At 72.1% G+C, this 23,877-nt stretch carries 15 protein-coding genes; 5 read left to right on the forward strand and 10 right to left on the reverse strand.

From position 1 onward, the window contains the following. Positions 1-40: 40 nt before the first annotated feature. Complete coding sequence (locus tag WME96_RS25965; protein WP_437284284.1) at positions 41-472, reverse strand: CBS domain-containing protein; 432 nt, start codon at positions 470-472, stop codon at positions 41-43. 329 nt (positions 473-801) lie between these two features. Between WME96_RS25965 and WME96_RS25970 the strand changes: the two genes are divergently transcribed. Together WME96_RS25970 and WME96_RS25975 are read left to right on the forward strand one after the other, a co-directional pair. Beyond that, a complete protein-coding gene (locus WME96_RS25970; protein WP_437284285.1) occupies positions 802-1,962 on the forward strand; it encodes a CehA/McbA family metallohydrolase in 1,161 nt (386 codons plus the stop codon). A gap of 260 nt (positions 1,963-2,222) precedes the next feature. Beyond that, positions 2,223-4,301 (forward strand): sulfatase-like hydrolase/transferase, encoded by a 2,079-nt coding sequence (locus tag WME96_RS25975; protein ID WP_437284286.1) that lies wholly within the window; start codon positions 2,223-2,225, stop codon positions 4,299-4,301. 54 nt (positions 4,302-4,355) lie between these two features. On the opposite strand, the gene argC is transcribed toward WME96_RS25975, so the two are convergent. From argC to WME96_RS25995, 4 genes are all read right to left on the reverse strand, one after another. After that, positions 4,356-5,309 carry an N-acetyl-gamma-glutamyl-phosphate reductase gene (argC, locus tag WME96_RS25980; RefSeq protein ID WP_437292353.1) on the reverse strand — a complete coding sequence of 318 codons (954 nt, stop codon included), beginning with the start codon at positions 5,307-5,309 and terminating at the stop codon, positions 4,356-4,358. Positions 5,310-5,380: 71 nt separating this feature from the next. Then, entirely contained in the window at positions 5,381-6,925 is a 1,545-nt protein-coding gene (locus tag WME96_RS25985; RefSeq protein ID WP_437284287.1) for an IMP dehydrogenase, read from the reverse strand. 30 nt (positions 6,926-6,955) lie between these two features. Beyond that, positions 6,956-7,237 carry a hypothetical protein gene (locus tag WME96_RS25990; RefSeq protein ID WP_437284288.1) on the reverse strand — a complete coding sequence of 94 codons (282 nt, stop codon included), beginning with the start codon at positions 7,235-7,237 and terminating at the stop codon, positions 6,956-6,958. Positions 7,238-7,242: 5 nt separating this feature from the next. Next, positions 7,243-7,842: an RNA polymerase sigma factor gene (locus WME96_RS25995; protein WP_437284289.1), complete on the reverse strand. Its 600-nt coding sequence runs from the start codon at positions 7,840-7,842 to the stop codon at positions 7,243-7,245. Between the two features lie 300 nt (positions 7,843-8,142). Here WME96_RS25995 and WME96_RS26000 point away from each other — a divergent pair, with 300 nt between their 5' ends. After that, positions 8,143-9,306 (forward strand): M20 metallopeptidase family protein, encoded by a 1,164-nt coding sequence (locus WME96_RS26000; protein WP_437284290.1) that lies wholly within the window; start codon positions 8,143-8,145, stop codon positions 9,304-9,306. 136 nt (positions 9,307-9,442) lie between these two features. Next, on the forward strand, positions 9,443-10,708 hold the full coding sequence (locus tag WME96_RS26005; protein ID WP_437284291.1) for a dicarboxylate/amino acid:cation symporter: 1,266 nt from the start codon (positions 9,443-9,445) through the stop codon (positions 10,706-10,708). 6 nt (positions 10,709-10,714) lie between these two features. Here WME96_RS26005 and WME96_RS26010 read toward each other — a convergent pair whose 3' ends face one another. From WME96_RS26010 to WME96_RS26030, 5 genes are all read right to left on the reverse strand, one after another. After that, complete coding sequence (locus tag WME96_RS26010; RefSeq protein WP_437284292.1) at positions 10,715-10,945, reverse strand: hypothetical protein; 231 nt, start codon at positions 10,943-10,945, stop codon at positions 10,715-10,717. Positions 10,946-11,014: 69 nt separating this feature from the next. Beyond that, positions 11,015-13,033, reverse strand: coding sequence for a hypothetical protein (locus WME96_RS26015; protein WP_437284293.1), 2,019 nt, complete (start codon positions 13,031-13,033; stop codon positions 11,015-11,017). A 447-nt stretch (positions 13,034-13,480) separates the two neighbouring features. Next, positions 13,481-13,882, reverse strand: a complete 402-nt coding sequence (locus WME96_RS26020) for a group II truncated hemoglobin (RefSeq protein ID WP_437284294.1) — start codon at positions 13,880-13,882, stop codon at positions 13,481-13,483. 381 nt (positions 13,883-14,263) lie between these two features. Further along, positions 14,264-16,138, reverse strand: coding sequence for a sigma 54-interacting transcriptional regulator (locus WME96_RS26025; protein ID WP_437284295.1), 1,875 nt, complete (start codon positions 16,136-16,138; stop codon positions 14,264-14,266). A 147-nt stretch (positions 16,139-16,285) separates the two neighbouring features. Then, positions 16,286-16,984, reverse strand: coding sequence for a sensor histidine kinase (locus WME96_RS26030; protein WP_437284296.1), 699 nt, complete (start codon positions 16,982-16,984; stop codon positions 16,286-16,288). A 697-nt stretch (positions 16,985-17,681) separates the two neighbouring features. On the opposite strand from WME96_RS26030, the gene WME96_RS26035 reads away from it, so the two are divergent. Next, positions 17,682-23,384, forward strand: coding sequence for an nSTAND1 domain-containing NTPase (locus tag WME96_RS26035; protein WP_437284297.1), 5,703 nt, complete (start codon positions 17,682-17,684; stop codon positions 23,382-23,384). Positions 23,385-23,877 lie beyond the last annotated feature (493 nt).

Below are 23,877 nucleotides of genomic sequence, written 5' to 3' on the forward strand. Positions count from 1 at the left end.
GCTCCCGCGGATCGCAGCGCGCCCCCTCCGGGGACGCGACTCAGCGTTCCACGGCGCCTTGGGTCACGTCGACGCCTCGGAGCGCCTGCTGGGCGATGCTGAGGAAATCGGTCTCGGTGATGATCCCGACGAGCTGCTCCTCGTCGCCGACCACGGGCAGACAGCCGATCTTGTGATCGAGCAGCAGCTGGGCTGCGTCGGCGGCCGGGGTCGCCGGTCGCACGGTGCGGACGCGCCGGGTCATGATCGACGCGATGGGGATAGGCTCGCCGTCGAGGCTGCTCGCGTGGCGGAGCATGTCGCGATCGGAGACGATCCCGACGACGCGCCCCTTCGCGTCGACGACGGGGATATGCCGGATCTCCGCGAGCTTCATCTCGAGATTGGCGGCGCTGATCGTGTCCGCCTCCTTCAGCGAGATGACCGCGGTGCTCATGTAATCCTCGACGGTGCGATTCTTCTTGAGCTTCATCGAACAGACTCCTTGCGCCCTCGGCGCGCATGAGCATGCCTGCCGTCGCTGCGAGCTCCGCTCCCTTGCGCCCGCTCCAGGAGGCATGCAAAAGGCCGACCAGCGCGCTCCCGCACCCCGGACGCGCCCCGGACGCGCCCCCGAACGGACGCGACGCCGGCGTCGCCCGCGCAAGGCCTGCAGACGCGGTGAAATCGCTGCGCCCCGCGCGCTGCGCGCTGCGCCCTACGCCAGGAGCGCTCCGTCAGCGCTTCAGCGCCAGCCAGGCGGTGGCGGCTGCGGTGACGGCCATTCGAGGAAGTCACCGCCCCGTGCTATACCGAGTCCCAATGTCGCGCGGCTCCGACCCGACGCCGAGGATGGCCGACCCGGGGGTGAAACCCGCGACGGCCCGGCGACGCGCGCGATGGGCCGCGGCGGCGACGGTCGCGGCCGCGCTCGCGGCGGTGCTCCTCTGGCGCGCGGGGACGAGCCAGGACGCCGCTCCGGCAAAAGCGCCCGACATCTCGCGGGATCCCCTGCCGGCGCGGTCGCCGAGCTTCGTCCAGCGGCTGGACGTCAGCGTGTTCCAGCGCGGCAACCTCCACGCGCACTCCGCCCGTTCCGACGGTGACAGCCCGGCGCAGCTCGTGTTCGCCTGGTATCGAGACCACGGCTACCAGTTCCTCGCGCTGACGGATCACAACAACTACCTCGACGTGACGCGCCCTCCTGCCTCGCAGGTGCAGGATCTCCTGGTCATCCCCGGCGAGGAGGTGACGATGGCCGCCGCCGGGCAGCCGGTGCACGTCAACGCGCTCTGCACGAAGCGGCGGATCGGCGGCGGGACCTTCCGCACCGCGCGGGCCGCGATCGCCTGGGCGACGTCGGAGATCCTGGCGCAGGGGGGCGTGGCGCTCGTGAACCACCCGAACTTCCACTGGGCCCTCGAGGCCGAGGACATCGCGTACGCCGAGGGCGCGCAGCTCGTCGAGATCTTCAGCGGTCATCCGCACGTGCGGAGCGACGGCGACGCCACCCACGCTTCCGCGGAAGAGAAGTGGGAGCAGGCGCTGTCGTCGGGCCAGCCCATCGCCGCGGTCGCCGTCGATGACATGCACTCGCTCACCGGCGCGAACAAGCACGTGCCTCAGGTGCCCCCGGGCACCGGGTGGGTCGAGGTGTTCGCCGAGGAGGCGTCGCAGGAGGCGGTCTGCGCTGCCCTGAGCGCGGGTCGGCTCTACGCCTCGTCGGGGCCCAGGCTCACGCGCCTCGCCGTCACGTCGGACACGATGACGCTCTGGGTCGATCCTCCCGACGTGATGGTCGAGTTCATCGATCGGTGGGGCGCGCTGCTCGAGGCCGCGCCGGCGACGGCCGAGGCCGAGATGTCGGGCGCGGCCCACCGCGCGAGCTACCGGCTCCGCGGCCCCGAGCAGTACGTGCGCGCGCGCGTGACGGCGCCGGACGGGTCCCGCGCCTGGACGCAGGCTTACTGGGTCGCGCGCTGACCTCGACGCGCGGCGGCCAGGGGGCACGCCGCACAGCGCGGCGCGGCGCGCGCGCGACCGGCGGGTGATGCACGGCACCGTGGAAAGCTGGGAGAGAGCGCGCGGCCCGGGAGGCGACGCCGCTTGATGAAGCCGGCGCCGTTTTCTACCCTCGCGGCGGCGTGCCTCGGACATCACTCCACGCCGCTCGGCACCGGGCCCCGCGGCTCGCCCGTCTCCCCGCGAGGTGCAGGCGATCGGGCGACGCGCTCGCCCGGTGCGTGTCGTCGGGCGTCGCGGTCGGGCTCGGCGCCGTGGCGGCCGACACCGCCGTGCGCCACGGCGCGGCCGGCGTCGCCCTGGCCGGGCACCTCAGGGCCGCCGTGGGCCTCTACGTCGCCGTGGGCGCGGGCGCCGGGCTGGCCGCGTGGGCGCTCGCCACCCTCGTGCGCCTGCTCGCGACGCCGCTCGAGCGCCGGGCGCCGCGGGCCGCCGAGGTCGCGCGGGCGGCGGCCCACGGGTCGCTCGCTGTCGCGGCGCTCTCGAGCACCGCCTTCTGGGCGTTCTCCGGGCGCGTCGCGCACGCCGGCGCGCTGGGCGCCCTCGGCCCCTACCTCACGCTGGCCGCCGTCGGCCTGGCCGCGTCCACGGTCGCGCTCGTCCACGGCCGCTCCCTGCGCGCGGCGGACCCAGGGCGCGCGGGCGGCACCGCGGCGGCGACGGCGACGGCGGCGGCGCTCGCGATCCTCGGGGCGGCGCTCGTGATCGTGGACCTCACCGTGCTCGTGGCCATCTACAGGCGCCTGCACACGGCCCTGGAGCTCTGCGGGGCGGCGCTGCTCGGGTGCGCCTGCTTCTCCGGGCTCACGCGCCTCGCGCGGCGCGCGCGGGCGCGGGCCGTGATCCGGGCGGCCGCCGTGGCCGCCGCGGTGTGGGCGCTCTCCCTCGCGTCGTCGCCCTGGCTGCGAGGCTGGCATGTCGAGGCGCTGGCGCACACGGGCCGGGACCCCGTCTACGTCGGGCGGATGCTGCGCCGCCTCGAGCTGGCGCAGGCCCTCCTGCGCGGCGAGGACCGCGCCGAGATGCACGCCAGCCGCCTGGACGAGCTGCGCGAGCGGTACGACGTCGACCAGCCGACGCGCGACCCCCGCTGGGACGCGGCCTGGCCCGCTCGGCCTGGCGCGGGCGCCGCCGGCGCGGGGGGGCGCGCGCTCGCGGCCGACTTCAACGTCCTCATCTACTACGTGGACAGCCTCCGCAGCGACGTCGCCTACGACGCGGAGGTGATGCCGAACGCCGCCGCGCTGTCGCGCCAGGCGGTGCGGTTCGAGCGCGCGTACTCGACGGGCTCCGACACGCTGCGCGCGTTGCCCGGGCTGCTCGGCGGCAGCTACGACGGCCTGGCGCGCAGCCCGGGCAGCCTGCTGGACGTGGCCAGGCGCGTGGAGGTCCCCAGCAGCCTGTTCATCCCCGCCTCGGCGGCGGACTTCATCTCGCTGCTCCTGCCGGCGTTCGCGTTCGACGAGACGTATCGCGTGCCCGACCACGCCCGCGGGGGCGTCTGGGGCTACGGCGCCGATCGGCCGACGGCGGGGCCGATGGTGGACCAGGTCCTGTCCTGGCTTGCCCAGCGCGGCTCGCAGCGGTTCTTCGCGTGGGTCTTCAACTTCGATGTCCACAACTGGCACGAGCTCGACGGCGCGTACGTCGACGGCGCCGCCGAGCGCTACCACGTGCCCGACGAGGGCCGCTGGAACTGGCGCTACCGGGTGGTCGCGCGGAGCCTGGACGAGCACTTCGGGCGGCTGCTCCGCGGCCTGGAGGAGCTCGATCTCGCCGACCGCACCGTCGTGCTCTTCGTGTCGGATCACGGCGAGGCGCTCGGCTACCGCGGGTTCTGGCCGCACTCGACGTTCCTGTGGGAGTCGCTCCTGCGGGTGCCGCTCGTCCTGCGCGTCCCCGGCGTCCCGCCCATGGCCGTCGAGGAGGTCGTCTCGCTCATCGACGTGGCGCCGACGATGGCCCGCCTGCTCACCCCCGATCCGCCCATGAACGGCTACCACGGCGAGGATCTGCTCGGCTTCCTCGATCCCGAGCCTCCCCCGCGCCGGCTGCCCTTGCTCGCGGCGGCGGTCTCGGAGCAGCAGATCGCGCGCGTGGGCATCCTCGATGGGGGCTACAAGCTCGTCTTGCCGCTCGAGTGGGGCGCCCCCGAGCTGTACGATCTGGCCGCGCCGGATCCGGACGAGGTGGACGTCTCCGCGGCTCACGCCCGCGAAACGCTGCGGCTGATGGGCGCGCTCCTGCGATCCCCCGTGTTCCTGGCCGCAGAGGCCGAGCTGGAGCGCGCGAGGAGGTGAGCGCCGCGGCGCCTCCCGTCGGGGCGGCGCCTGCGGTCAGGGCGCGCGCGCCGGTCAGTCCAGGCCGGTGTTCTCCGGTGCGCCCAGCATCAGGTTCATGTTCTGCACCGCCGCGCCGGAGGCGCCCTTGCCCAGGTTGTCGAGGCGCGCCACGACAAGGATCTGGTCCGCGTTGCCGAACACGAACACGTCGAGGCGGTTCGTGTCGTTGCACTCGATCGCGCTCAGGTAGCCCCCGTCGAGGGCCCCGTCGCCGCCGAGCGGCATCACCCGGATGAACCGCTCGCCGGCGTAATACGACGCGTAGAGCTCGTGCACCGCCGCAGGGGTCGCCGGGCGGCTCAGCGCGTCGGCGAACAGGGGCACCGAGACGAGCATGCCCTTGTAGAAGTCGCCGATGACCGGCTCGAAGAACGGCGCCCTGTCGAGCCCGGCGAGGGCGCGCATCTCCGGCAGGTGCTTGTGCTGGAGGGTGAGCGCGTACGGGCGCGGGCCGCTCATCTGCCGGCGGCGGGCCTCGTCGGCCTGCTCGTAGGCCTGGATCATCTTGCGGCCGGCGCCGCTGTAGCCGGTGAGCGAGTGCGCGACCACGCGGGCGTCCCTCGGCAGGAGGCCCTGCGCGACGAGCGGCACCACGAGCGCGAGGAACCCGGTCGCGTGGCACCCGGGCACGGCGACGCGCCGCGAGCCGCGGATCGCCTCGCGCTGCCCGGGGCGCAGCTCCGGGAAGCCGTACGCCCATCCGTCGGCCGTACGGTGCGCGGTGCTCGGATCGACGACGCGCGTCCTCGGGTTCTCGATCATCCCGATGGACTCCCGCGCGGCGTCGTCGGGAAGGCACGTGATGAGGACATCCGCCTCGTTGATGAGCGCGCGGCGGGCCGCCGGGTCCTTGCGGCGCTCCGGGTCGATCTCGAGCACCTGGAGGTCGCGGCGGCCTTGCAGCCGCTCGCAGATCTGGAGCCCCGTGGTCCCTTCCTGCCCGTCGATGAACACCCGATGCATGATGGCCGTGTCCATACGCCGGGCGCGCCGCCGGGACCAGCGCCTCGCGCGCCCCCGGCGGCGCGCCCCGGCGATCAGGCCTCGCGCGGGCTGCTGCGCGTGTCCTTCAGCATCACGTCGTGGACGCCGCCCTCGTGGATGCTGACCGCGGAGGCGACCGTCAGGCGCGCGCGCATGTACAGGTCGCGCAGCGAGAGGGCGCCGCAGTTGCACATCGTCGAGCGCACCTTGGCGAGCGTGACGTCGAGGGTGTCCTTCAGCTTGCCGGCGTACGGCACGTAGCTGTCGACCCCCTCCTCGAACTCGAGCTGATCCTTCTTCTTGCTGGAGTCGCCGTGGTCGTAGCGCTGCCAGTTGCGCGCGCGGTTGCTCCCCTCGCCCCAGTACTCCTTCATGAACTGGTTGTTCACGCGGACCTTGCGCCCGGGCGACTCGTCGAAGCGCGCGAAGTAACGGCCCATCATCACGAAGTCGGCGCCCATCGCGAGCGCGATCGTGATGTGGTAGTCCTGGCTGATACCGCCGTCGGAGCAGATCGGCACGTAGATGCCGGTCTTCTGGAAGTACTCGTCGCGCGCCTTGGCCACCTCGATCACCGCCGACGCCTGGCCGCGGCCGATGCCCTTCTGCTCGCGCGTGATGCAGATCGAGCCGCCGCCGATGCCGACCTTCACGAAGTCGGCGCCTGACTCGACCAGGTAGAGGAACCCCTCGCGATCGACCACGTTGCCGGCGCCGATGTAGCCGTGCTTGTAGTTCGACTTCACGAACGCGATGGTCTCGCGCTGCCACTCCGAGTAGCCGTCCGACGAGTCGATGCAGAGCACGTCGGCGCCCGCCTCCATCAGCGCCGGCACGCGCTCGCGGTGATCGCGCGAGTTGATGCCCGCCCCGACGATCAGCCGCTTCTCGCGATCCACGTTCTCGAGCGGGTGCGCCTGGTGCGACTCGTAGTCCTTGCGGAAGACCAGGTATTGCAGGTGCTGCCGCTCGTCGATCACCGGCAGGGTGTTGAGCTTGTAACGCCAGATGAGCTCGTTGGCCTCCTGGAGGTCCAGGCCGACCTTGCCGCAGTGGATCGACTTGAACGGCGTCATGATCTCGCGCACCGGCGTGCTGAGCGGCGTCTTGCCGATCCGGTAGTCGCGGCTCGTGATGATGCCGACGAACCGGCCCGTGGGCGTGCCGTCCTCGGTGATCGCGATCGTGGAGTGGCCCGTGCGATCGGTCAGCTCGAGCACGTCGCCCAGGGTCGCGTCGGGGCGCAGGTTCGAGTCGCTCACGACGAACCCGGCCTTGTAGTTCTTCACGCGCCGCACCATGGCGGCTTCCTCTTCGATGCCCTGCGAGCCGTACACGAACGACAGGCCGCCGCAGCGCGCGAGCGCGATCGCGAGGTCGGCGCCCGACACCGACTGCATCATCGCGCTGGTGACGGGGACGCTGATCGTGAGCGGCGCCTGCTTCGGGTCCGGCGGGCTCACGCCCGGATCCGCCTTGAAGCGGACCACGGGGGCGGTGAGGTCGACGTTCGCAGGGACGCAGTCCTTGGTCGTCAGGTTCGGGACGAGCAGGTACTCGCCAAACGTCCTGCTCGGCTCATCGTAGATGAATGCCATGTCGGCTACTAGTGCGGGCTCCCCGGGCTGTCAACGCGACCGGGCGGCCGGCGCGGCGCAGCCGGGCTCGCACGACCGACACGACCCCTCGGGGGGCTCCTCCCCGCGCGCCCGGGCCGCCCTTGCCCTGACGGTCTGGATCAGCCCCAGCGTCCAGCACATGGGGCAGCCGCGCAGCGCCACGAGCGCGACGGGCAGCAGCGCGAGCGCCGCCCAGGGGTGCGCCGGCGCGAGGAGCGCCGCGGCAACGAGGGCCACGAGGCCGACGATCCCGCGGGCGACGTGCTCGAGGCGGCTCTTGCTCGCGAACATGGCGCTCAGCCCCCTTCCCGCGCAGACGGCGCCCGCCGCGCTGATCGCGCCAGGGCCGCGCCCTCGCGCCGGAGGATCTCCCCGCGCACGAGCTGCCGCGCCCGGTGGAGCCGGCTCTTCATGGCCGCCTCGCCGAGCCCGAGCGCCTGGCACACCTCCTCGCCCGTCATCCCCTCGACGTCGCGCAGCACGAGCACCTCCCGGTAGGGCCGCTCCAGCGCGGCGATCGCCTCGTGGACGGCGCGCACGAGCCGCCAGCGCTCGAGCGCCGCGTGCGGGTCGAGCTCGGCCGAGGGCGCCGCGTCGGCGTCGTCGAGCCGCGCCCCGAGGCGCGCGCGCTCCCGCGCGAACGGGCGCAGCATGCGCAGGCACGCGTTCCGCACCACCGTCATGAGCCACGAGAGGACGCCCGGGTCGCGCGCCACCTCCGGGCGGCGCGCGAGCTTCGTGAAGGCCTCCTGGACGGCGTCGTCCGCGTCGAAGGCGTCGCGGCACGCGCGCAGGCCGAAGCGGTAGACGCGGTCGTGGTAGGCGCGGACGAGCAGCTCGAGCGCGCCGTCGTCGCCGCGCGCCGCCGCCGTGAGGACGGTGTCGTCGGGGGTCATGGGGTCCTCCATCGTTGACGCATCATTCACGCGGAGAAGCCCCGGCGGGGGGCGGAGGATTCAGGAAATCGTCACCGGCGCGAGATCGCCGCCGGGGGCGGCGGGGCCGCCTCGACGCAGAATCGACTCTCATGCTTCCCCCATCGGCTCTCTTGCACCGGATCGAACATCCTGCTTCACGACCACCGGCGGTCGATCGACCCGACCCCGCGAACATCGATCTTCGCCCGGACATGTCGAGTCCAGAGCGGCTCCGGCCTTCACGCGCCGGGGCGCGACGCCGGGTGCTAGCATCGCCGCATGGCCGATGATCTCAGCAGAGACGTGCAGCTCCTCGACCGCGATCTCGTCGCCGTGCGGCGCGACCTGCACCGCCACCCCGAGCTCGGCTACGAGGAGCTGCGCACGTCGCAGCTCGTCGCGGAGCGCCTGCGCGCGCTTGGCCTCTCGGTGCGCACGGGCGTGGCAGGGACAGGCGTCATCGCCGATCTCGAGGGCGAGCGCCCCGGCCGCACCGTGCTGCTGCGCGCCGACATGGATGCGCTCCCCGTCGTGGAGCAGTCGGGCCATGATTTCCCGTCCGAGACGCGGGGGGTGATGCACGCGTGCGGCCACGACGCCCACGTGAGCGCGCTCCTCGGCGCGGCCACGCTGCTGTCGGCGCGCAGGGGCCGCCTCGCCGGCAGGGTCCGCTTCGTCTTCCAGCCCGCGGAGGAGCTCTCCGGCGGCGCGCTGGGGATGATCGAGGCAGGCGCGCTCGACGGCGTCGACCAGGCGCTCGGCGCGCACGTGATATCGCCCCTCCCCTTCGGCGTGGTGGCGACGCGGACCGGGCCGTTCTTCGCGGGGTACGACGCCTTCGAGATCGCGGTCGTCGGCAAGGCGGGGCACGGCGGGCTGCCGCACATGTCGGTCGACCCCATCTACGCCGCCGCGCAGGTCGTCACCGCGCTCCAGTCGATCGTCGCGCGCGAGGTGAAGCCGGGCGAGCCGCTCGTCGTGAGCATCTCGGCCATCTCCGGCGGCAACGCGGCCAACGTCGTCGTGGAGCGCGTGACGCTCCAGGGCGCCGTGCGCTGGTTCTCGCGCGAGAGCCGCGAGCACGCGCTCGAGCGCGTCCAGGCGATCGCCTCGGGCGTGTGCTCCGCCCTGCGCGCCGGGTGCGAGTTCAAGGTGGTGTCGGCCTCGCCCGTGACGGCGAACGCCGCCGCGCCCGTGGATCTGATCACGGCCGCCGCCCGCGCGACGGGGCGCGCCGACGTCATGGATCCGGGCCCGCTGACGGTCAGCGAGGATTTCTCGGAGTTCACCGACCGCGTCCCGGGCTGCCTCTTCACGGTGGGCGCGGGCGGGCCGACCGCGGCGCCGCACCACCACCACGCCTTCGACCTCGACGAGCGCGCGATCGGGCTCATCGCGGAGATCTTCACGCGCGCCACGCTCTCCGCCCTGCGGCCCGAGTGACGCGGCCGGCGGGGCGGCTCGGCTCGACCGGAGTGTCGTCGCGCACGGCGTCGGGGTGATCTCGGCCCTCGCCGCGCCGCGGGGCTCGCGTCGGGCAGCGACAGCCGCGGGCCTGTCGCGGCATGCTGCCGGCGCGATGGCGAGGACGCTCCGGACCCTGCTCACGACGTACCGCTTCACGTTGATCCTGCTCGCGTCGATCGCCGCCGGCGCGGGGCTCGGCCTCGCGCTGGGCGAGCGCGCGGCGGTGATCAAGCCGCTCGGCGATCTCTTCCTCAACCTGCTGTTCACCCTCGTTGTGCCGCTGATCTTCTTCTCCATCTCGTCGGCCGTGGCGGGCATGGGCAGCCTGCGGCGCCTCGGGCGCATCGTGACCGCGATGCTGGGCGTCTTCGTCGCGACGGGCCTCGTCGCGTCGTCGCTGATGCTCGTCGCGGTGAAGCTCTATCCGCCCGCGGAGGGGCTCGCGGCCACGCTGCCCGGCGCGCCGGAGGTCGCGCCGGTCAGCCTGGGCGACCAGCTCGTCGGCGCGCTCAGCGTCCCCGACTTCGGCGAGCTGCTCTCGCGCAAGAACGTGCTGCCGCTCATCGTCATGGCGTTCCTCGTCGGCCTCGGGACCACGGCGGCCGGCGAGCGCGGCCAGCCGTTCGCGCGGCTGCTCGCCTCGGCCAACGAGGTGATGCTCAAGGTGGTCGACCTCGTGATGCTCTATGCGCCGATCGGCCTCGGCGCCTACTTCGCCCACCTGGTCGGGAGCTTCGGCCCGGCGCTGCTGACGTCGTACGTGCGCGCGCTCGGGCTCTTCTACCCCATCGCGATCGCGTACTTCTTCGTCGCCTTCACGCTGTACGCGTGGCTCGCCGGCCGGGGACGCGGGGTGAGGGCGTTCTGGAGGAACATCCCGGCGCCGGCGCTCACCGCGCTCGCGACGTCGAGCAGCATGGCGGCGATCCCGTCGAACCTCGAGGCGGCGCGGCGCGCCGGGGTGCCCGACGACATCGCCGAGGTGATCGTCCCGATCGGCGCGACGATCCACATGGAGGGCTCGTGCCTGTCGGCGGTGCTCAAGACGGCGCTCCTGTTCGGGCTCTTCGGCCGCGAGCTCGGCGGGGCGGAGACCTACCTGGCCGTGCTGGGGGTGGCGATCCTGAGCGGCACCGTGATGAGCGGGATCCCCGGCGGGGGCTTCATCGGAGAGCTGGTGATCGTGTCGCTGTTCGGCTTCCCGATGGAGGCGCTGCCGATCATCTCCACCGTCGGCGCCCTCGTGGACCCGCCCGCCACGCTGGTCAACGCCGTCGGCGACAACGTGAGCTGCATGGTGGTGGCGCGCCTCATCGACGGCCCGGGGTGGGGCGAAATGGCGCACGGCTCGCCGCCCGCGACCGACGCGGGCGGCTGACGCCGGTCACCAGCCGGACCCCTCGTCCTCGCCGAGCGCGCCGCCGATCAGGCCGGCCGCGCCGCCGATCGCCGCGCCGCCGGCGCCGCCCAGGAGGCCCCCGATGGCGGCACCCCTGGCGCCGCCTCCGGCGACGTCGCCCTCCTTCGACGACTCCCTCGTTTCCTTCTCGGCCGGATCCGCCTGCTCCTGCGGGCTCGTCGCTTGTGTCGGCTGCTTCTTCTGCTGCTTCTTCATGACGCGCTTCGGAGCAAGCCTCGTACCAGCAGCGACGGCTGGCCGCCGGAGCGGGCGCCCGCGGCTATTTCACTGCAACACGAAGTCGAAGCGCAGGCGCGCTTCATCACAACCGTCGTAGAAGATCAGGTCGGTTCCTTCGGCGGGGGTCGCCGATCCGCCTTGCGGGTGAACGCAGCGGCCGGTCTCGGCGTTCTGCAGGCTCCCACCGGACGTCACGTCGAAGGAGAGGCGTGCCTCGGGACCGCAGTATCCGTTGAGGATCAGGCCAACGTTGTTGTAGGCGGTGCCTTGATCCGGGTGAACACACCGGCCGCTCGGAACATGCTTGAGCAAGCCGCTGTCCAGAACCCTGAACGAAGAGGCAAGCGTGCTGCAGCTGCTCGACAGCACCAGCGGCGTGTTGTCGGCCGGGTTCAGGGCACCGCCTTCCGGGGCGAAGCATTTGCCGCTGGTGTGCTGCACGATCTTGTACTCCTCCACCGCGGAGCTCAACGCGTAGTCTCTCGGCGTGATCTTGGCGAACGCGCGTGGACCGTAGCCGCGGTAGGTGTCATCGGAGGCGATGACGGTCCCGAGCCAGTAGTCGCGGTACCAGTGCAAGTACGAACGGCCGGGAGTGCCGGATTTTTTGTAGCGATTCCATTCGGATCCATGCAGCGGCCCGTCGGGACTGTCGGGAAGCGGGATCCCCTGCTCCTCGTAGAACCCATCGAGGCCGTGCATGGGTTCATGGATGAACACTTCCATGGGCTCGCTGTTGACGGTGGACAGCCATTGCGAGTCGACCGTGTTCTTCCCGTTCACCGTCGTCCACATGGTGTAGTTCGAGGTGTAGGTGCTCCCCGGGCCCCACCCCCAGCCCCCCGTCACGCTGTTACCGGGCGTGAAGAACACCTGCACGGTGTCGTAATCGCCTCGAGGCACGAAGCTCTGCACGTCTGCCTGAAGGTTGATGGCCGCCGGCAAGTGATTACCCCCCGCGATCGTCAGCGACGTGATGGGATCGCTGGATACGACGCTGGAGCCGTGCCATGCGACCCGGCCGTCGGTGATCAGATCCAGCCAGTAAGCCACCCGATCTTCGAAGGCGACCTGCACCGCGTTGACGACGCTGCTCGGCAGCGAGCCCTGGGTGACGCCAGGGACGTTGGTGTTGGGCTTGACGAGGAGAAGCCCATGATAATCGAACTCCACGCTCGCGAATCGCTCACCGAAGCCGACAGGCTCCAGGTACCAGCGTGCGCTGTCGTTGCAGGTCCCCAGGGTGGGCTGCGCGCTGCCGTTCGGGACAGCGCAGTTGTTCACGTTCGAGCGCAAGCGATACACGGCGGGGCGGTCCACCGCGCGGGCGCGCAGGGTGTCCACGGTCCACTCCGCCGCGGTGCCGCTGCAGCTGCCGAGCACCGCCGTGCTGCTCGACGCGACCAGGCACTGGCCGGTGTCCTCGTGCACAAACCGATACTTGTTCGTACCGACGCCGACAAGGCGCCAGTGCTGATGGTCGGCGCCCGAGTAATCGGCGCCGACCAGCTGCCCGGTGAAGTCGTCGCGGGTCAACGTGCCCCGGTCGGCGCGGGACATCAGTCGCCAGAGCCCGATCTCGAACTCATCGTCGCCGGCGCTCGTCGGTTCGACGCGCAGGCTATGCACATCGAACTCCGTAGTTCCCTGCGTATCCCGCAGCTCCACCGTGTTGGTACCGGCCAGCAGCGTCACCGGGAACGGGCCGAACTCTTTCCCTGTCGGGCGCGGGCTCTCTGTGGCGGTGGTGGTGATGACGGAGATCTGGCTGCCGTTCAACCAGAGGCTCATCGCTCTGGTCTGCGACAGCACGGCGACCTTCACATAGAGGTCCGCGCCGCCGCCCGCGCCGCCGGCCACGCTCCAGGAAAAGCCGGTATTGTCGTTGAGGTCGACGCCCCAGCTTTCATTCGTGCAGTTCGCGCTGCCCGTGCACCCGCTCACGCCGGGCCCGCCGCTGGACGAGCTCGCAGGATAAACAGCCGCTTGAGCCGAGCCCGACGCGCCGATCAACAGAAGCGACGCGATCGCCGTCGAGGAGAATGGAAGATGCTTCAATCTCATGCGCAAAGATCCTTCTGGACAAACAAGAATGAGTTGCGCGAGCACGACGCCGCAAGCAACGTCACATCGCCCTGTCGTGAATTCCCGCTCGATCGCGTGGAACTATCGGAAGAAATTCACAAAAACAGACATCAACAGGCGACGTATGTTCGCCAGCGTTGACGGCGCGTCGATTATGTCGTCAGCGTGCGCTCTGTCAAGCGTACCCAGGAATTTATGGTGATGCAGGCACTCCGCCAACCGCGCATCGAGATGCCCTTGTGATGGCGTCTCGACGCGGGAGAGGTCCTGGATGGCCTTTCTCACAGAGGCTCTTCCAGGTGGCGCCGGCGAGCACCTCGACCTTGCAAAGTTGAATGCCGAGGTGGACGCGTCCGAGGACCCGATCGAGCGCGAGCTGCCCCGCGGGCGCGTCGACGGCGGGGGTAGGCGTTGCTCGACGGGGGCTCAGCCGGGCCGATTGCGCATGAAGTCCGCCACCTCGCCGAAGCGCTGGTCGAGGAAGCCGTACAGCGGCGCCGGCACGCCGAGCTCCGTCATCGCCGCGCGCATGCAGCGCATCCAGGCGTCGCGCATGGCCACGTCGACCGGGACGCGCATGTGGCGCATCCGCAGCCGCGGGTGGCCGTGCGCGGCGATGTAGTGCTGCGGGCCGCCGAGCCAGCCGATCAGGAAGAGCGCGAACCGATCGCGGCTCTCCCGGCACACCTGGCCGGCCTCGTCGCAGACGTGGAGCCGCGCGAGCGCGGGCTCGTCGCGGGCCATGAGGTCGTAGAAGCGCTCCACCAGCCGGCGGACGGCGGGCTCGCCGCCCAGCAGGTCGAACGGGGTCTCGGGCGTGTCGGCCATCGGCAGGCGGTCTAGCGAGCCGCCGCGGCGCCGTCAACGCGGGCCCGGGACGCGGCGGGCGGCCGGTCCCACACGAGAATTGCCATCCGCCATCGTCTGCGTCATGGGAGATCGGTTTCAACGCAAAGGCGCCAAGGCGCGAAGGCGCAAGAAAGCTCAAATTCATGCATTTTTGCGTCTTTGCGCCTTGGCGCCTTTGCGTTGAAGCTGATCTCCGCTCGCGAGGCAGAGCCCTGGCAGGATTGAGCCCGTGGATCTCCTCGCAGGTGAGCGGCCGCTGGTCCTCGGGGGAGCGGGCGGGGATGCGCTGGAGGGGGGTCGGAGATTTCCGTCAGACACCATCGCAACGAGAAAGGGTCGACCGTTCCCCCAATGCGTTGATCAGTGCGGGCTCTCCCCCGCGGGCGCATACCCGAGCTTCTTGATCCCGAGCGCCTTCAGCTTGTGCACCAGGGTCCGCAGCGGGATCCCCAGCGCCCGCGCCGCCTCCGTCTGGTTCCAGCCCGCCTTGCGCAGCGCCGCGACGATGACCTCGGCCTCGTGGCGCAGGAGGCGCGCCTTGAGGCCGTCCGCGCCCTCGGACATCTCGGCGCCAACCTCCTCGCCCTCGCGCGCGGGCTCGTCTGCGGGCGGCGCCGGGGCGATCTGCGCCGCGCGCACGCGCTCGGGCAGGTCGTGCTCGGAGATCCACTCGCCCTCGGCGATGACGACGGCGCGCTCGATCGCGTTGCGCAGCTCCCGCGCGTTCCCGGGCCACGTGTAGCTCTTGAGCAGCGCGAGCGCCCCGGGCGCGATGCCGCGGATCGCCGTGGCGTTCGCGTCGTTCGCCTGACGCAGGAACCGGAGCGCGAACGCCTCGACCTCCTCGGGGCGCGCCCGGAGCGGCGGGAGCGTCAGCGTGATCGTGTTCAGCCGGTAGAGCAGATCGAGGCGAAAGCCGCCGCTCGCGCACATCCCCTCGAGATCGCGGTGGGTCGCCGCGATCACGCGCACGTCGACCTCGATCTCCCGGACCGACCCCACCCGCGTCACCCGCCGCGTCTCCAGCGCGCGCAGGAGCGCCGCCTGCGCCGCGGGCGGCAGCTCGCCGACCTCGTCGAGGAACACCGTCCCTCCGTCGGCCTCCTCGAACACGCCCCGCTGCTGCTGGCTCGCGCCGGTGAACGCGCCGCGCTCATGCCCGAAGAGCGTGCTCTCGACGAGCTGCTCGGGGATGGCCCCGCAGTTGACGGTCACCATCTTTCGCGCGCTGCGCGGGCCCTGCTTGTGGATCGCCCGCGCGACGACCTCCTTCCCCGTCCCCGTCTCGCCCAGCAGGAGGACCGGGACGGGCGATCGAGAGATCCGCGCCACGACCTCGAAGATGCGGCGCATCGCGGGGCTCTCGGCGACGTACTCGTCCCCCGGCTCGCCGCTGCCGGCAGCGCCGCTGCACTGGCAGGCCCCGGCCTGCGCCACCTGCACCGGCTGATCGCACGTCAGGCCGCGCGTCGCCCGGAAGCAGAGCTCGAGCAGCTTCTCCGCCGACGTCGCCGCGTCGGGGAAGGAGGCGATGCCGGCGAGCAAGGCGGGCTCTCCCGTCGCGGAGGGCGCCGTGAGCGCGCGGGCGAGCGCCAGCGCGGCCTCGGGGCGCGCCTCGGGCAGCAAGATCGCGAGCGTGTCCGGGCTGTAGAGCCCGATCCGGTCCACCGGCCGGAGCAGCGCCCTGACGCGGGGGTAGAACCGGCTCACGTGCGCCCCGGCGGTCCGCTCGGCGCGGACCATCACGACGGCGAAGGTGCGGCCGAAATGCCGGGCGCGCACCACCTCGTCCTCGAGGACGACGCGGAACCGCTCGTGGCTCAGGAGGACGGTCTGAACGCCCTCCTCCGACGAGCACGCGCGGACGGAGACGAGCAGGTTGCCCAGCATGACGTCGTCTCCCGGCCTCACCTCCGCGCGGGCGACCCGCGATCCGCTCACCCAGGTGCCGTTGGTGGACTGCAGGTCTTCGACCGTGAGCAGCCCGTTCGACAGCGTGAAGCGGGCGTGCTCGCGCGACAGGCTGCTGTCCTGGATGCGCACCTGCGAGGGGGGCGCGCGGCCGACCACGACAGGGACTCCGGGGCTCAGCAGCACGCGCTCCACGCCCTCGCGGTGGTAGATCAGGAGTGTGACCTGGCCCCCTGCCGGCTGAGGCCGCCAGATCGCGTCGATGCAGCTGTCGCCCTGGAGCGCGATGGTCGTGTCGGTGTTGCCGTCACGAGGCAAATCCATGTTCCCTCCCCCGGGAGGATCGTGCCACACGGGAGGCCACGCTCCAAGGCACGTCCGGGAGGGCGCCGCAGAAGCCATGAAGGACGGGCTGGCCGACTCGCTCGCGTCAGGTCGCATCGGTCGCATCAGGCCGCATCTCAGGCCGCATCAGGCGGCGCGCGCCGGGCTCGCCTGACTGGCATGCTCCGGATCGAGCGGGAGCTCGACGGTGAACGTCGCGCCGCAGCCCGGCGAGCTCTCCACGCCGAGGGAGCCGCCGTGCGCGCGCGCGATCTCGCGCGCGAGATAGAGGCCGAGCCCGAGTCCGCCGTAGTGCTCCACGTCGCCGATGCGCTCGAAGCACGCGAAGATGCGCTCCTGATCCTCCTCCGCGATGCCCTTGCCGTGATCGCGGACGACGAGCCGCGCTCCGCCGGGGCAGGCCTTCACCTGGAGGACGATCTGCCGGCCCTCGCCGAAGACGACGGCGTTCTTGACGAGGTGGAACACGAGGCGGCCGATCTGCTCGCGATCCCAGCGGCCGACAACGCCCTCCGGCGCGTCGACAAGGATGGCGGAGGACGGGGCGCAGATCTCCACCGCGAGCCCGGCGACCACCTCCCAGACGAGCGCCCCGAGATCGACGCTCCGGCGCTCGGGCGCGAGCTGGCCCGACCGGAGCCTGATCGCCTGGAGCATGTCATCGCAGAGCCGGGTGAGCCGGTTGACCTGCCGGCCGACGATATCCAGAGAGGCGCCCCACGCCGGCGACTCCTCCGCATGCGGCTCGCTCGTCCTCTCCATCTCCTGCATCGGCTGCGTCGTCTGCGTTCTTTGCGTCGCCTGCGTCGTCTGCATTCTTTGCATTCTTTGCATCCTCTGCACCTGCAGCCGGAGCGAGGTCAGCGGCGTCAAGAGCTCGTGCGACGCGAGCGTGAGGAATTCGTCCCGGAGACCGTCCCCTCCGTCGTGCTCGGGGGCGCGAGAAGGCCGTCGTTCGTCGAGCGTTCCAGCGAGCTGAGCGTTCAAGGCGGGCATGTCCGGAATCCCCTGGAGAATGGATGGTCGTTCGGGTTTGCGTTTGCGTTTGCGTTTGCGTTTGCGTTCGCGTTCGCGCTCGCCCGAAGCATCGGCGGTGCCACGCTCCCGCGCTGGCGCCGCGGCGCCCTTCACGCTGGATCCCGCGCCGGATCCGGGCTGACGAGGGCGGGTGTGCCGCAGCGCGCGACGATCGTTTGCTCAGGTACGCAAGGATCGCGATCCGGCGTCCGTGCGCGACACAGCCTCGCCCGGGCGCACGCCGATGCGGGGCCGCCCCGCCGCGAAGATCCGGGCGGCCGCCGACGTGCGCTGGCGGCTCGCCTCCGCAGGACGATGAGCAGGGGCCACTTTATGAAGTGAGGGGCAGCGAGATCGGCGGCCGGAGCATCCGACCGGCCATGGGGTCGAGCTGTCCAGGCACGGGCGCTGGACGAGCTCGACAGCCGCCGTCGTCGCGATGCTCTCGATTGGGCCTTTCGCCCGGAGCGCCCGCGGGGAGGCGGCCGCGACGGGAGGGGCTGCGATGAACCGGGAGACTCTCGCTCCAGGGATGGTATTCCAGAGCCGCTACGAGCTCCTCTCTCTGCTCCGAGAGAGCAGCCTCGGCGTCGTCTACGCGGGGCGGCACATCGCCACCGGGCGGCCGATCGTCCTCAAGATCTTCCGCCTCGCTCGGGACGGAGATCCCGCGGACCCGGCCGGGGCCGGCCGCGCCCGCTTTCTCCGCTTCCAGGAGGAGATGCGCTGTTGCGCGCGGCTCCATCATCCCAACATCGCGCGGCTCGTCGACTGGGGGCAGACGGACGAGGGAGCGCTCTACGCCGTCTCCGAGCTCGTGCCAGGGCAGAGCCTGGCCGAGGTGCTCTCGCAGCAAGGCGCGCTCGCCCCGCAGGAGGCGCGGCACCTCATGCGGCAGGTCCTCGACGCGCTCGCCTGCGCGCACCGGCAGGGCATCGTCCACGGGGCGCTCCGGCCGAGCCACGTGATCGTCGTGCCCTCGGAGGCGCGCCGCGACGCGCGGGTGCTCGACCTCGGCCTCGCCTCGGGCGCGCGCGGCGGCAGCGCCGGCGCGGCCGCCTCGGGCACCGAGGCCCTGGGCCTGCTCTACGCGGCGCCGGAGCAGCTCCGAGGGCTCCCGCCGACGGCGCGCTCGGATCTGTACGCCTGGGGGCTCGTGTACCTCGAGTGCCTCACGGGCAGGCGCGCGGGCCGGGAGAGCCCGCTCGACGGCGCGCCCCTCCAGCGGGAGAGCCGCGGGCCGGTGGTCCGGATCCCCCGCGCGCTCCTCGGGCACCCGCTCGGCGCGATCTTGCGGCAGGCGACCATCGAGGACGTCGACGCGCGGATCGCGACGGCCGACGACCTGCTGCGCGAGCTCGACGCCAGCGAGCCGGGCGGGATCCGCCGGGCAGACCTCATCGAGCTCGGCGCGCCGAGCGCCCTGGAGAGGGGCGCCGAGAGGAGCGCGGGGATCAACGCCGGACTCGACGCCGACGTGAGCGCGGGGATCGGCGCCCAGCGGGGCGAGATCCGGAGCGCCGGGGCTCCGGCGCGGCCGCAGCCGGAGCCGTCCCTGGAGGGCGCGCGCCCCGAGGACGTGGAGACGCCGCAGATACGAGGGGCGCCGGAGATGCGAGCGCCCCCGCCCGCCCCGGAGGAGGCGCCGACGACGCCGGCGGAGCCCGTCGCGGTCTACACGCCCCCGGACGTCGGCGACACCATCAAGCAGTACGAGATCATCCGCAAGCTGGGCCAGGGGGGCATGGGCATCGTGTTCCTGGCCCGCGACACGAGGCTCGGCCGCCTCGTCGCCATCAAGCTCCTGCGCGAGCACAGCGGGCAAGGGATCGGGCGCTTCCTGGCCGAGGCCCGGGCCACGGCGCGCTGCAGGCACGAGAACATCGTGGTCATCCACGAGGTGGACCAGATCCACGGGCACCCCTACCTCGTGCTCGAGTACGTCAAGGGCCGCACGCTGCGCGAATGGATGGCCCAGCGCGAGCACCCCAGCGCGCCCGGCCTGCCGCCCGTGCACACCCCGCCCGGCCCGGTCGCGCCCAGCCTCGCCGTCGAGCTCATGATCCCCGTCGTCCGCGCGCTGATCTGCGCGCACGATCTCGGGATCGTGCACCGCGATCTCAAGCCGGAGAACATCCTCCTCGACGACGCCGGGTGCATCAAGGTGCTCGACTTCGGCATCGCCAAGCAGGTCGAGGCCGACGTTGTCTCGATGTTCACGGGCGTGCGGATGGCGCTCGCCGGGGGCGCCTACCAGAGCGGGCAGAGCGCGATCCTCGGCACGCCCCGGTACATGTCGCCCGAGCAGCTCCGGGGCTGGGACATCGACGCGCGCACCGATCTCTGGGCCGTGGGCATCGTGCTCCACGAGCTCGTCACGGGGGCGCACCCGCTGGACCCGTTCTCGGCAGGCCGGCTCGTCGAGATCATGAACCTCGACGTCCCCATGCCCTCCGCCAGCGAGCGGCGCGCGGACGTGGGCGCGCTCGACGCCCTCATCGACCGCTGCCTGAAGAAGCGCAACGCCGAGCGCATCGGCTCGGCCCGGGAGCTGCTCGCCGCGCTCGAGGCGCTCCTGCCCGGCCGCAAGGCGCTCGATCTGGGCGAGGACGAGAGCCCCTTCGCCGGGCTCTCCGCGTTCCAGGAGGCGGACGCCCCGCGATTCTTCGGCCGCGATCGCGAGGCCGCCGCGCTGGTGACGCGGCTGCGCAACCAGCAGCTCGTGGCCGTCGCCGGGCCCTCGGGGGCGGGCAAGTCGTCGTTCGTGCGCGCGGGCGTGATCCCGGCGCTCAAGCGCTCGGGCAACCGCTGGGAGGCGTTCATCCTGCGCCCCGGGCCCCGCCCGCTCTCCGCGATCGTCGACGTGCTGGTGCAGGTCGCCGAGGCGGAGCCCGCCGGCGCGACGGGCTCGCCCGAGATCCGCGATCACGACGAGCTCGTCGCCACGCTGCGCGCCCAGCCGGGCTACCTGGGCGCCCGGCTGCGGGCGCGCTGCCGCCGCGAGGGGAAGCGGCACCGCATCCTGCTCTTCGTCGACCAGTTCGAGGAGCTCTACACGCTCGGCGCCGCGCCGGAGGACCGGGCGGCGTTCGTCGCCTGCCTGCAAGGCGCCGCCGACGACGCCTCGTCGACCCTGCGCGCCGTGCTCGCCATCCGCTCGGACTTCCTCGATCGCATCGCCGACGACCACCACTTCGTGACGGAGGTGACCCGCGGGCTCACGTTCCTGCCGCCGATGGGGCGCGACGGCCTGCGCGAGGCGCTGACGAGGCCGATCGAGGCGGCCGGCCACAGGTTCGAGACCGAGGCGATGATCGATCACATGCTGGACACGCTCGAGGGCACGCGGAGCCCGCTGCCGCTCCTGCAGTTCACGGCCGCGAAGCTGTGGGAGGCGCGGGATCGCGAGCGCCGGGTGCTGACGCGGGACAGCTACGAGCAGCTCGGCGGCGTGGCCGGCGCCCTGTCCGCCCACGCGGACGCGGTGCTCTCCGCGCTGCCGCTCGGCGAGCAGCGGCTGGCCAGGGCCGTGCTCCTGCGCCTGGTGACGCCCGAGCGCACGCGCGCGGTCGTGCGCATGGAGGAGCTCCGCGACCTCGCGCGGGACGGCCAGGGCGAGGCCTCGCAGGCGATCGCGCTGGTGGTCCAGCACCTCGCCGGCGCGCGGCTGCTGCTCATCGAGACGGGCGACGAGCGCGAGGGCGCGACCGTGGAGCTCGTCCACGAGTCGCTGATCAGCCGGTGGACGAAGCTCGGCCAGTGGCTCGCCGAGAGCGAGCAGGACGCGGAGCTCCTGGCCCGGCTGCGCGCCGCGGCCCAGCAGTGGGAGGCGAGCGGCCGCGCCGAGGGGCTGCTCTGGCGCGACCGCGCCGCGGAGGACGCCCGCACCTGGTACAGGCGCCGCCGCGAGGAGCAGGGCGCCGAGTGGCGCGCCGGGCTCGGCAGCCGCGAGGAGGACTACCTCCTGGCCGTCGTGGACCACTGCGAGCGGGCGCGCCGCCTGCGCCGCCGGCTCACCACCGGGGTGATCGCCGCGCTCGCCGCGATCGCGGTCACGGTCTCGTACCTGGCGGTCCGCGCCGACCAGCAGGCCACGCGCGCCGATCGGGAGGCGGGGCGGGCGCAAACCGAGGCCCTGCGCGCGCGCAACGCCACCCGCGTGGCGGCGGCGCGCGAGCTGCAGGCCGACCCCACGAGCGTGCTCGCGATCCTGCGCGAGGTCGAGCCGAGCGACGTGCCGCGCGGGTGGGCCGTCCTCGCGCGGTGGGCGCTGTACAGCAGGATCTCGCGCGCGGTGCTCGTCCACCCGGACGGCGTGATGGACGCGGACTACAGCCCTGACGGCAGGCGCATCGTCACCGCGTCGTGGGACAAGACCGCGCGCGTGTGGAGCGCCGACGGCATCGGTGAGCCGCTCGTCCTTCGCGGTCACGAGGATCGGGTCCAGTCGGCGGCGTTCAGCCCCGACGGCCAGCGCGTCGTCACCGCGTCCTGGGACAGGACCGCGCGCGTGTGGAGCGCCGACGGCGCCGGCGAGCCCCTCGTCCTCCGCGGTCACGAGGACTGGGTCTACGCGGCGGCGTTCAGCCCCGATGGCCAGCGCATCGTCACCGCGTCGGCCGACAGGACCGCGCGCGTGTGGAGCGCCGACGGCGCCGGCGAGCCCATCGTCCTCCGCGGTCACACGGATCAGATCTACGATGCGGCGTTCAGCCCCGACGGCAAGCGCATCGTCACCGCGTCCTGGGACCGGACCGCGCGGGTGTGGAACGCCGACGGCACCGGCGAGCCCCTGGTCCTCCGCGGCCACGACGATCGCGTCTATTCCGCGGCGTTCAGCCCCGATGGCCAGCGCATCGTCACCGCGTCCTGGGACAGGACCGTCCGGGTGTGGAACGCCGACGGCACCGGCGAGCCCCTGGTCCTCCGCGGCCACGACGATCGGGTCTTCTCCGCCGCGTTCAGCCCCGACAACGAGCGCATCGCCACCGGGTCGCAGGACGAGACGGTGCGGCTGTGGAACGCCGACGGCTCGGGTGAGCCCGTCGTCCTCCGCGGTCACGACGATCAGGTCTATTCCGTGGCGTTCAGCCCTGACGGCCACCACGTCGTCACCGCGTCGCACGACAGGGCCGCGCGGGTGTGGAACGCCGACGACGCGGGCGAGCCCATCGTGCTTCGCGGTCACAACGATCGCATCTACGGGGTGGCGTTCAGCCCCGACGGCCGGCGCGTCGCCTCGGCGTCGCTGGACCGGACCGTGCGCGTGTGGAACGCCGACGGCACCGGCGAGCCCATCGTCCTTCGCGGTCACGAGGACGAGGTCAACTCGGTCGCCTTCAGCCCCGATGGCAAGCGCATCGCCAGCGGGTCGGCCGACAAGACCGTCCGCGTGTGGAACGCCGACGGCACCGGCGAGCCCCTGGTCCTCCGCGGCAGCGAGGATCAGGTCTACTCTGCGGTGTTCAGCCCTGATGGCCAGCGCATCGCGGTCGCGTCGTGGGACAGGACAGTGCGGGTGTGGAACGCCGACGGCACCGGCGCGCCCCTGGTCCTCCGCGGTCACGAGGATCGGGTCTACTCCGTGGCGTTCAGCCCCGACGGCAAGCGCATCCTCTCCGGGTCATCGGACAGCACCGCCCGCATGTGGCGCGCCGACGGCGCGGGCAAGCCGACCGTCTTTCGTGGTCACGACGGCGCGATCAACGCGGTGGCGTTCAGCCCCGATGGCCGCCGCATCGTCACCGCGTCCTGGGACCGGACCGCGCGGGTGTGGAACGCCGACGGCACGGGCGAGCCCTTCGTCTTTCGCGGTCACGAGCACTGGGTGCTGGGCGTGGCGTTCAGCCCCGACGGCAAGCGCATCGCCACCGGATCGCAGGACAAGACGGTGCGGGTGTGGAACGCCGACGGCACGGGCGAGCCGCTGGTCCTCCGCGCCTCGGATTCGCCGGTCAACGCGGTGGCGTTCAGCCCCGATGGCCACCGCATCGTCACCGCGGCCGACGACAAGGCGGTGCGGGTGTGGACCGATCTCGAGGAGCTCCGCGGCGTCGACGACCCGAAGCTGTGGGCGGCGACCACCTACTGCATGCCCGTCGAGCGGCGGATGGAGCTCCTGCGCGTGCCCGAGGCCGCCGCCAGGGCCAGCCGGGAGGCCTGCCTGCGCCACGTCGAGGCGGCGCGCGAGGCGGCCGCCAGGCCCTGAGGTTGGACGCCCGAGAAGACGAACCACAGAGGCACAGAGGGCACAGAGTTTTTTGTTGTTCCTCTGTGCCCTCTGTGCCTCTGTGGTTCAAATCTCTTCATTCCTGGGTGTTTCAAGCCGATCGGCGCTCCAGCGAGCGCACGATCGCCGTGCTGACGACCTGCTCTTCGTCTGCACGAGTCCTTTATAACGGATGTGAGCGCACACATGCCGCACCACGGCCCGGCGCCCGCCTCGCCTGACGCGGCGCTCCGGAGGAGCCACCCCAGACCTGTCTTCCCTCAGGCCCGAGGATACCCCGGGTCCCGCCGACAAGAGTTGACATCAAAAATGTGAGCGCTCACAATACATGCCCTCCTGAGACATCGGCGAGCGCAAAAACGCGCCTGGAAATTCACATGATCAACAAACCTGCTTCCGCTCGAATCACATTTTTCGCGGCGCTGGTCGCCTCTCACGCCCTCTTGGGGTGCAGTGATGACGATGGTAACGG

Origin of the sequence: Sorangium sp. So ce406 (assembly GCF_051474675.1) — a bacterium.
Taxonomy (GTDB): domain Bacteria; phylum Myxococcota_A; class Polyangia; order Polyangiales; family Polyangiaceae; genus Sorangium; species Sorangium cellulosum_G.

Coding starts and splice junctions, on each gene's coding strand:
- WME96_RS25965 (WP_437284284.1), bottom strand. CDS start 472: ATGAAGCTCAAGAAGAATCGCACCGTCGAGGATTACATGAGCACCGCG.
- WME96_RS25970 (WP_437284285.1), top strand. CDS start 802: ATGTCGCGCGGCTCCGACCCGACGCCGAGGATGGCCGACCCGGGGGTG.
- WME96_RS25985 (WP_437284287.1), bottom strand. CDS start 6,925: ATGGCATTCATCTACGATGAGCCGAGCAGGACGTTTGGCGAGTACCTG.
- WME96_RS25990 (WP_437284288.1), bottom strand. CDS start 7,237: ATGTTCGCGAGCAAGAGCCGCCTCGAGCACGTCGCCCGCGGGATCGTC.
- WME96_RS25995 (WP_437284289.1), bottom strand. CDS start 7,842: ATGACCCCCGACGACACCGTCCTCACGGCGGCGGCGCGCGGCGACGAC.
- WME96_RS26000 (WP_437284290.1), top strand. CDS start 8,143: ATGGCCGATGATCTCAGCAGAGACGTGCAGCTCCTCGACCGCGATCTC.
- WME96_RS26005 (WP_437284291.1), top strand. CDS start 9,443: ATGGCGAGGACGCTCCGGACCCTGCTCACGACGTACCGCTTCACGTTG.
- WME96_RS26010 (WP_437284292.1), bottom strand. CDS start 10,945: ATGAAGAAGCAGCAGAAGAAGCAGCCGACACAAGCGACGAGCCCGCAG.
- WME96_RS26015 (WP_437284293.1), bottom strand. CDS start 13,033: ATGAGATTGAAGCATCTTCCATTCTCCTCGACGGCGATCGCGTCGCTT.
- WME96_RS26020 (WP_437284294.1), bottom strand. CDS start 13,882: ATGGCCGACACGCCCGAGACCCCGTTCGACCTGCTGGGCGGCGAGCCC.
- WME96_RS26025 (WP_437284295.1), bottom strand. CDS start 16,138: ATGGATTTGCCTCGTGACGGCAACACCGACACGACCATCGCGCTCCAG.
- WME96_RS26030 (WP_437284296.1), bottom strand. CDS start 16,984: ATGCAAAGAATGCAGACGACGCAGGCGACGCAAAGAACGCAGACGACG.
- WME96_RS26035 (WP_437284297.1), top strand. CDS start 17,682: ATGAACCGGGAGACTCTCGCTCCAGGGATGGTATTCCAGAGCCGCTAC.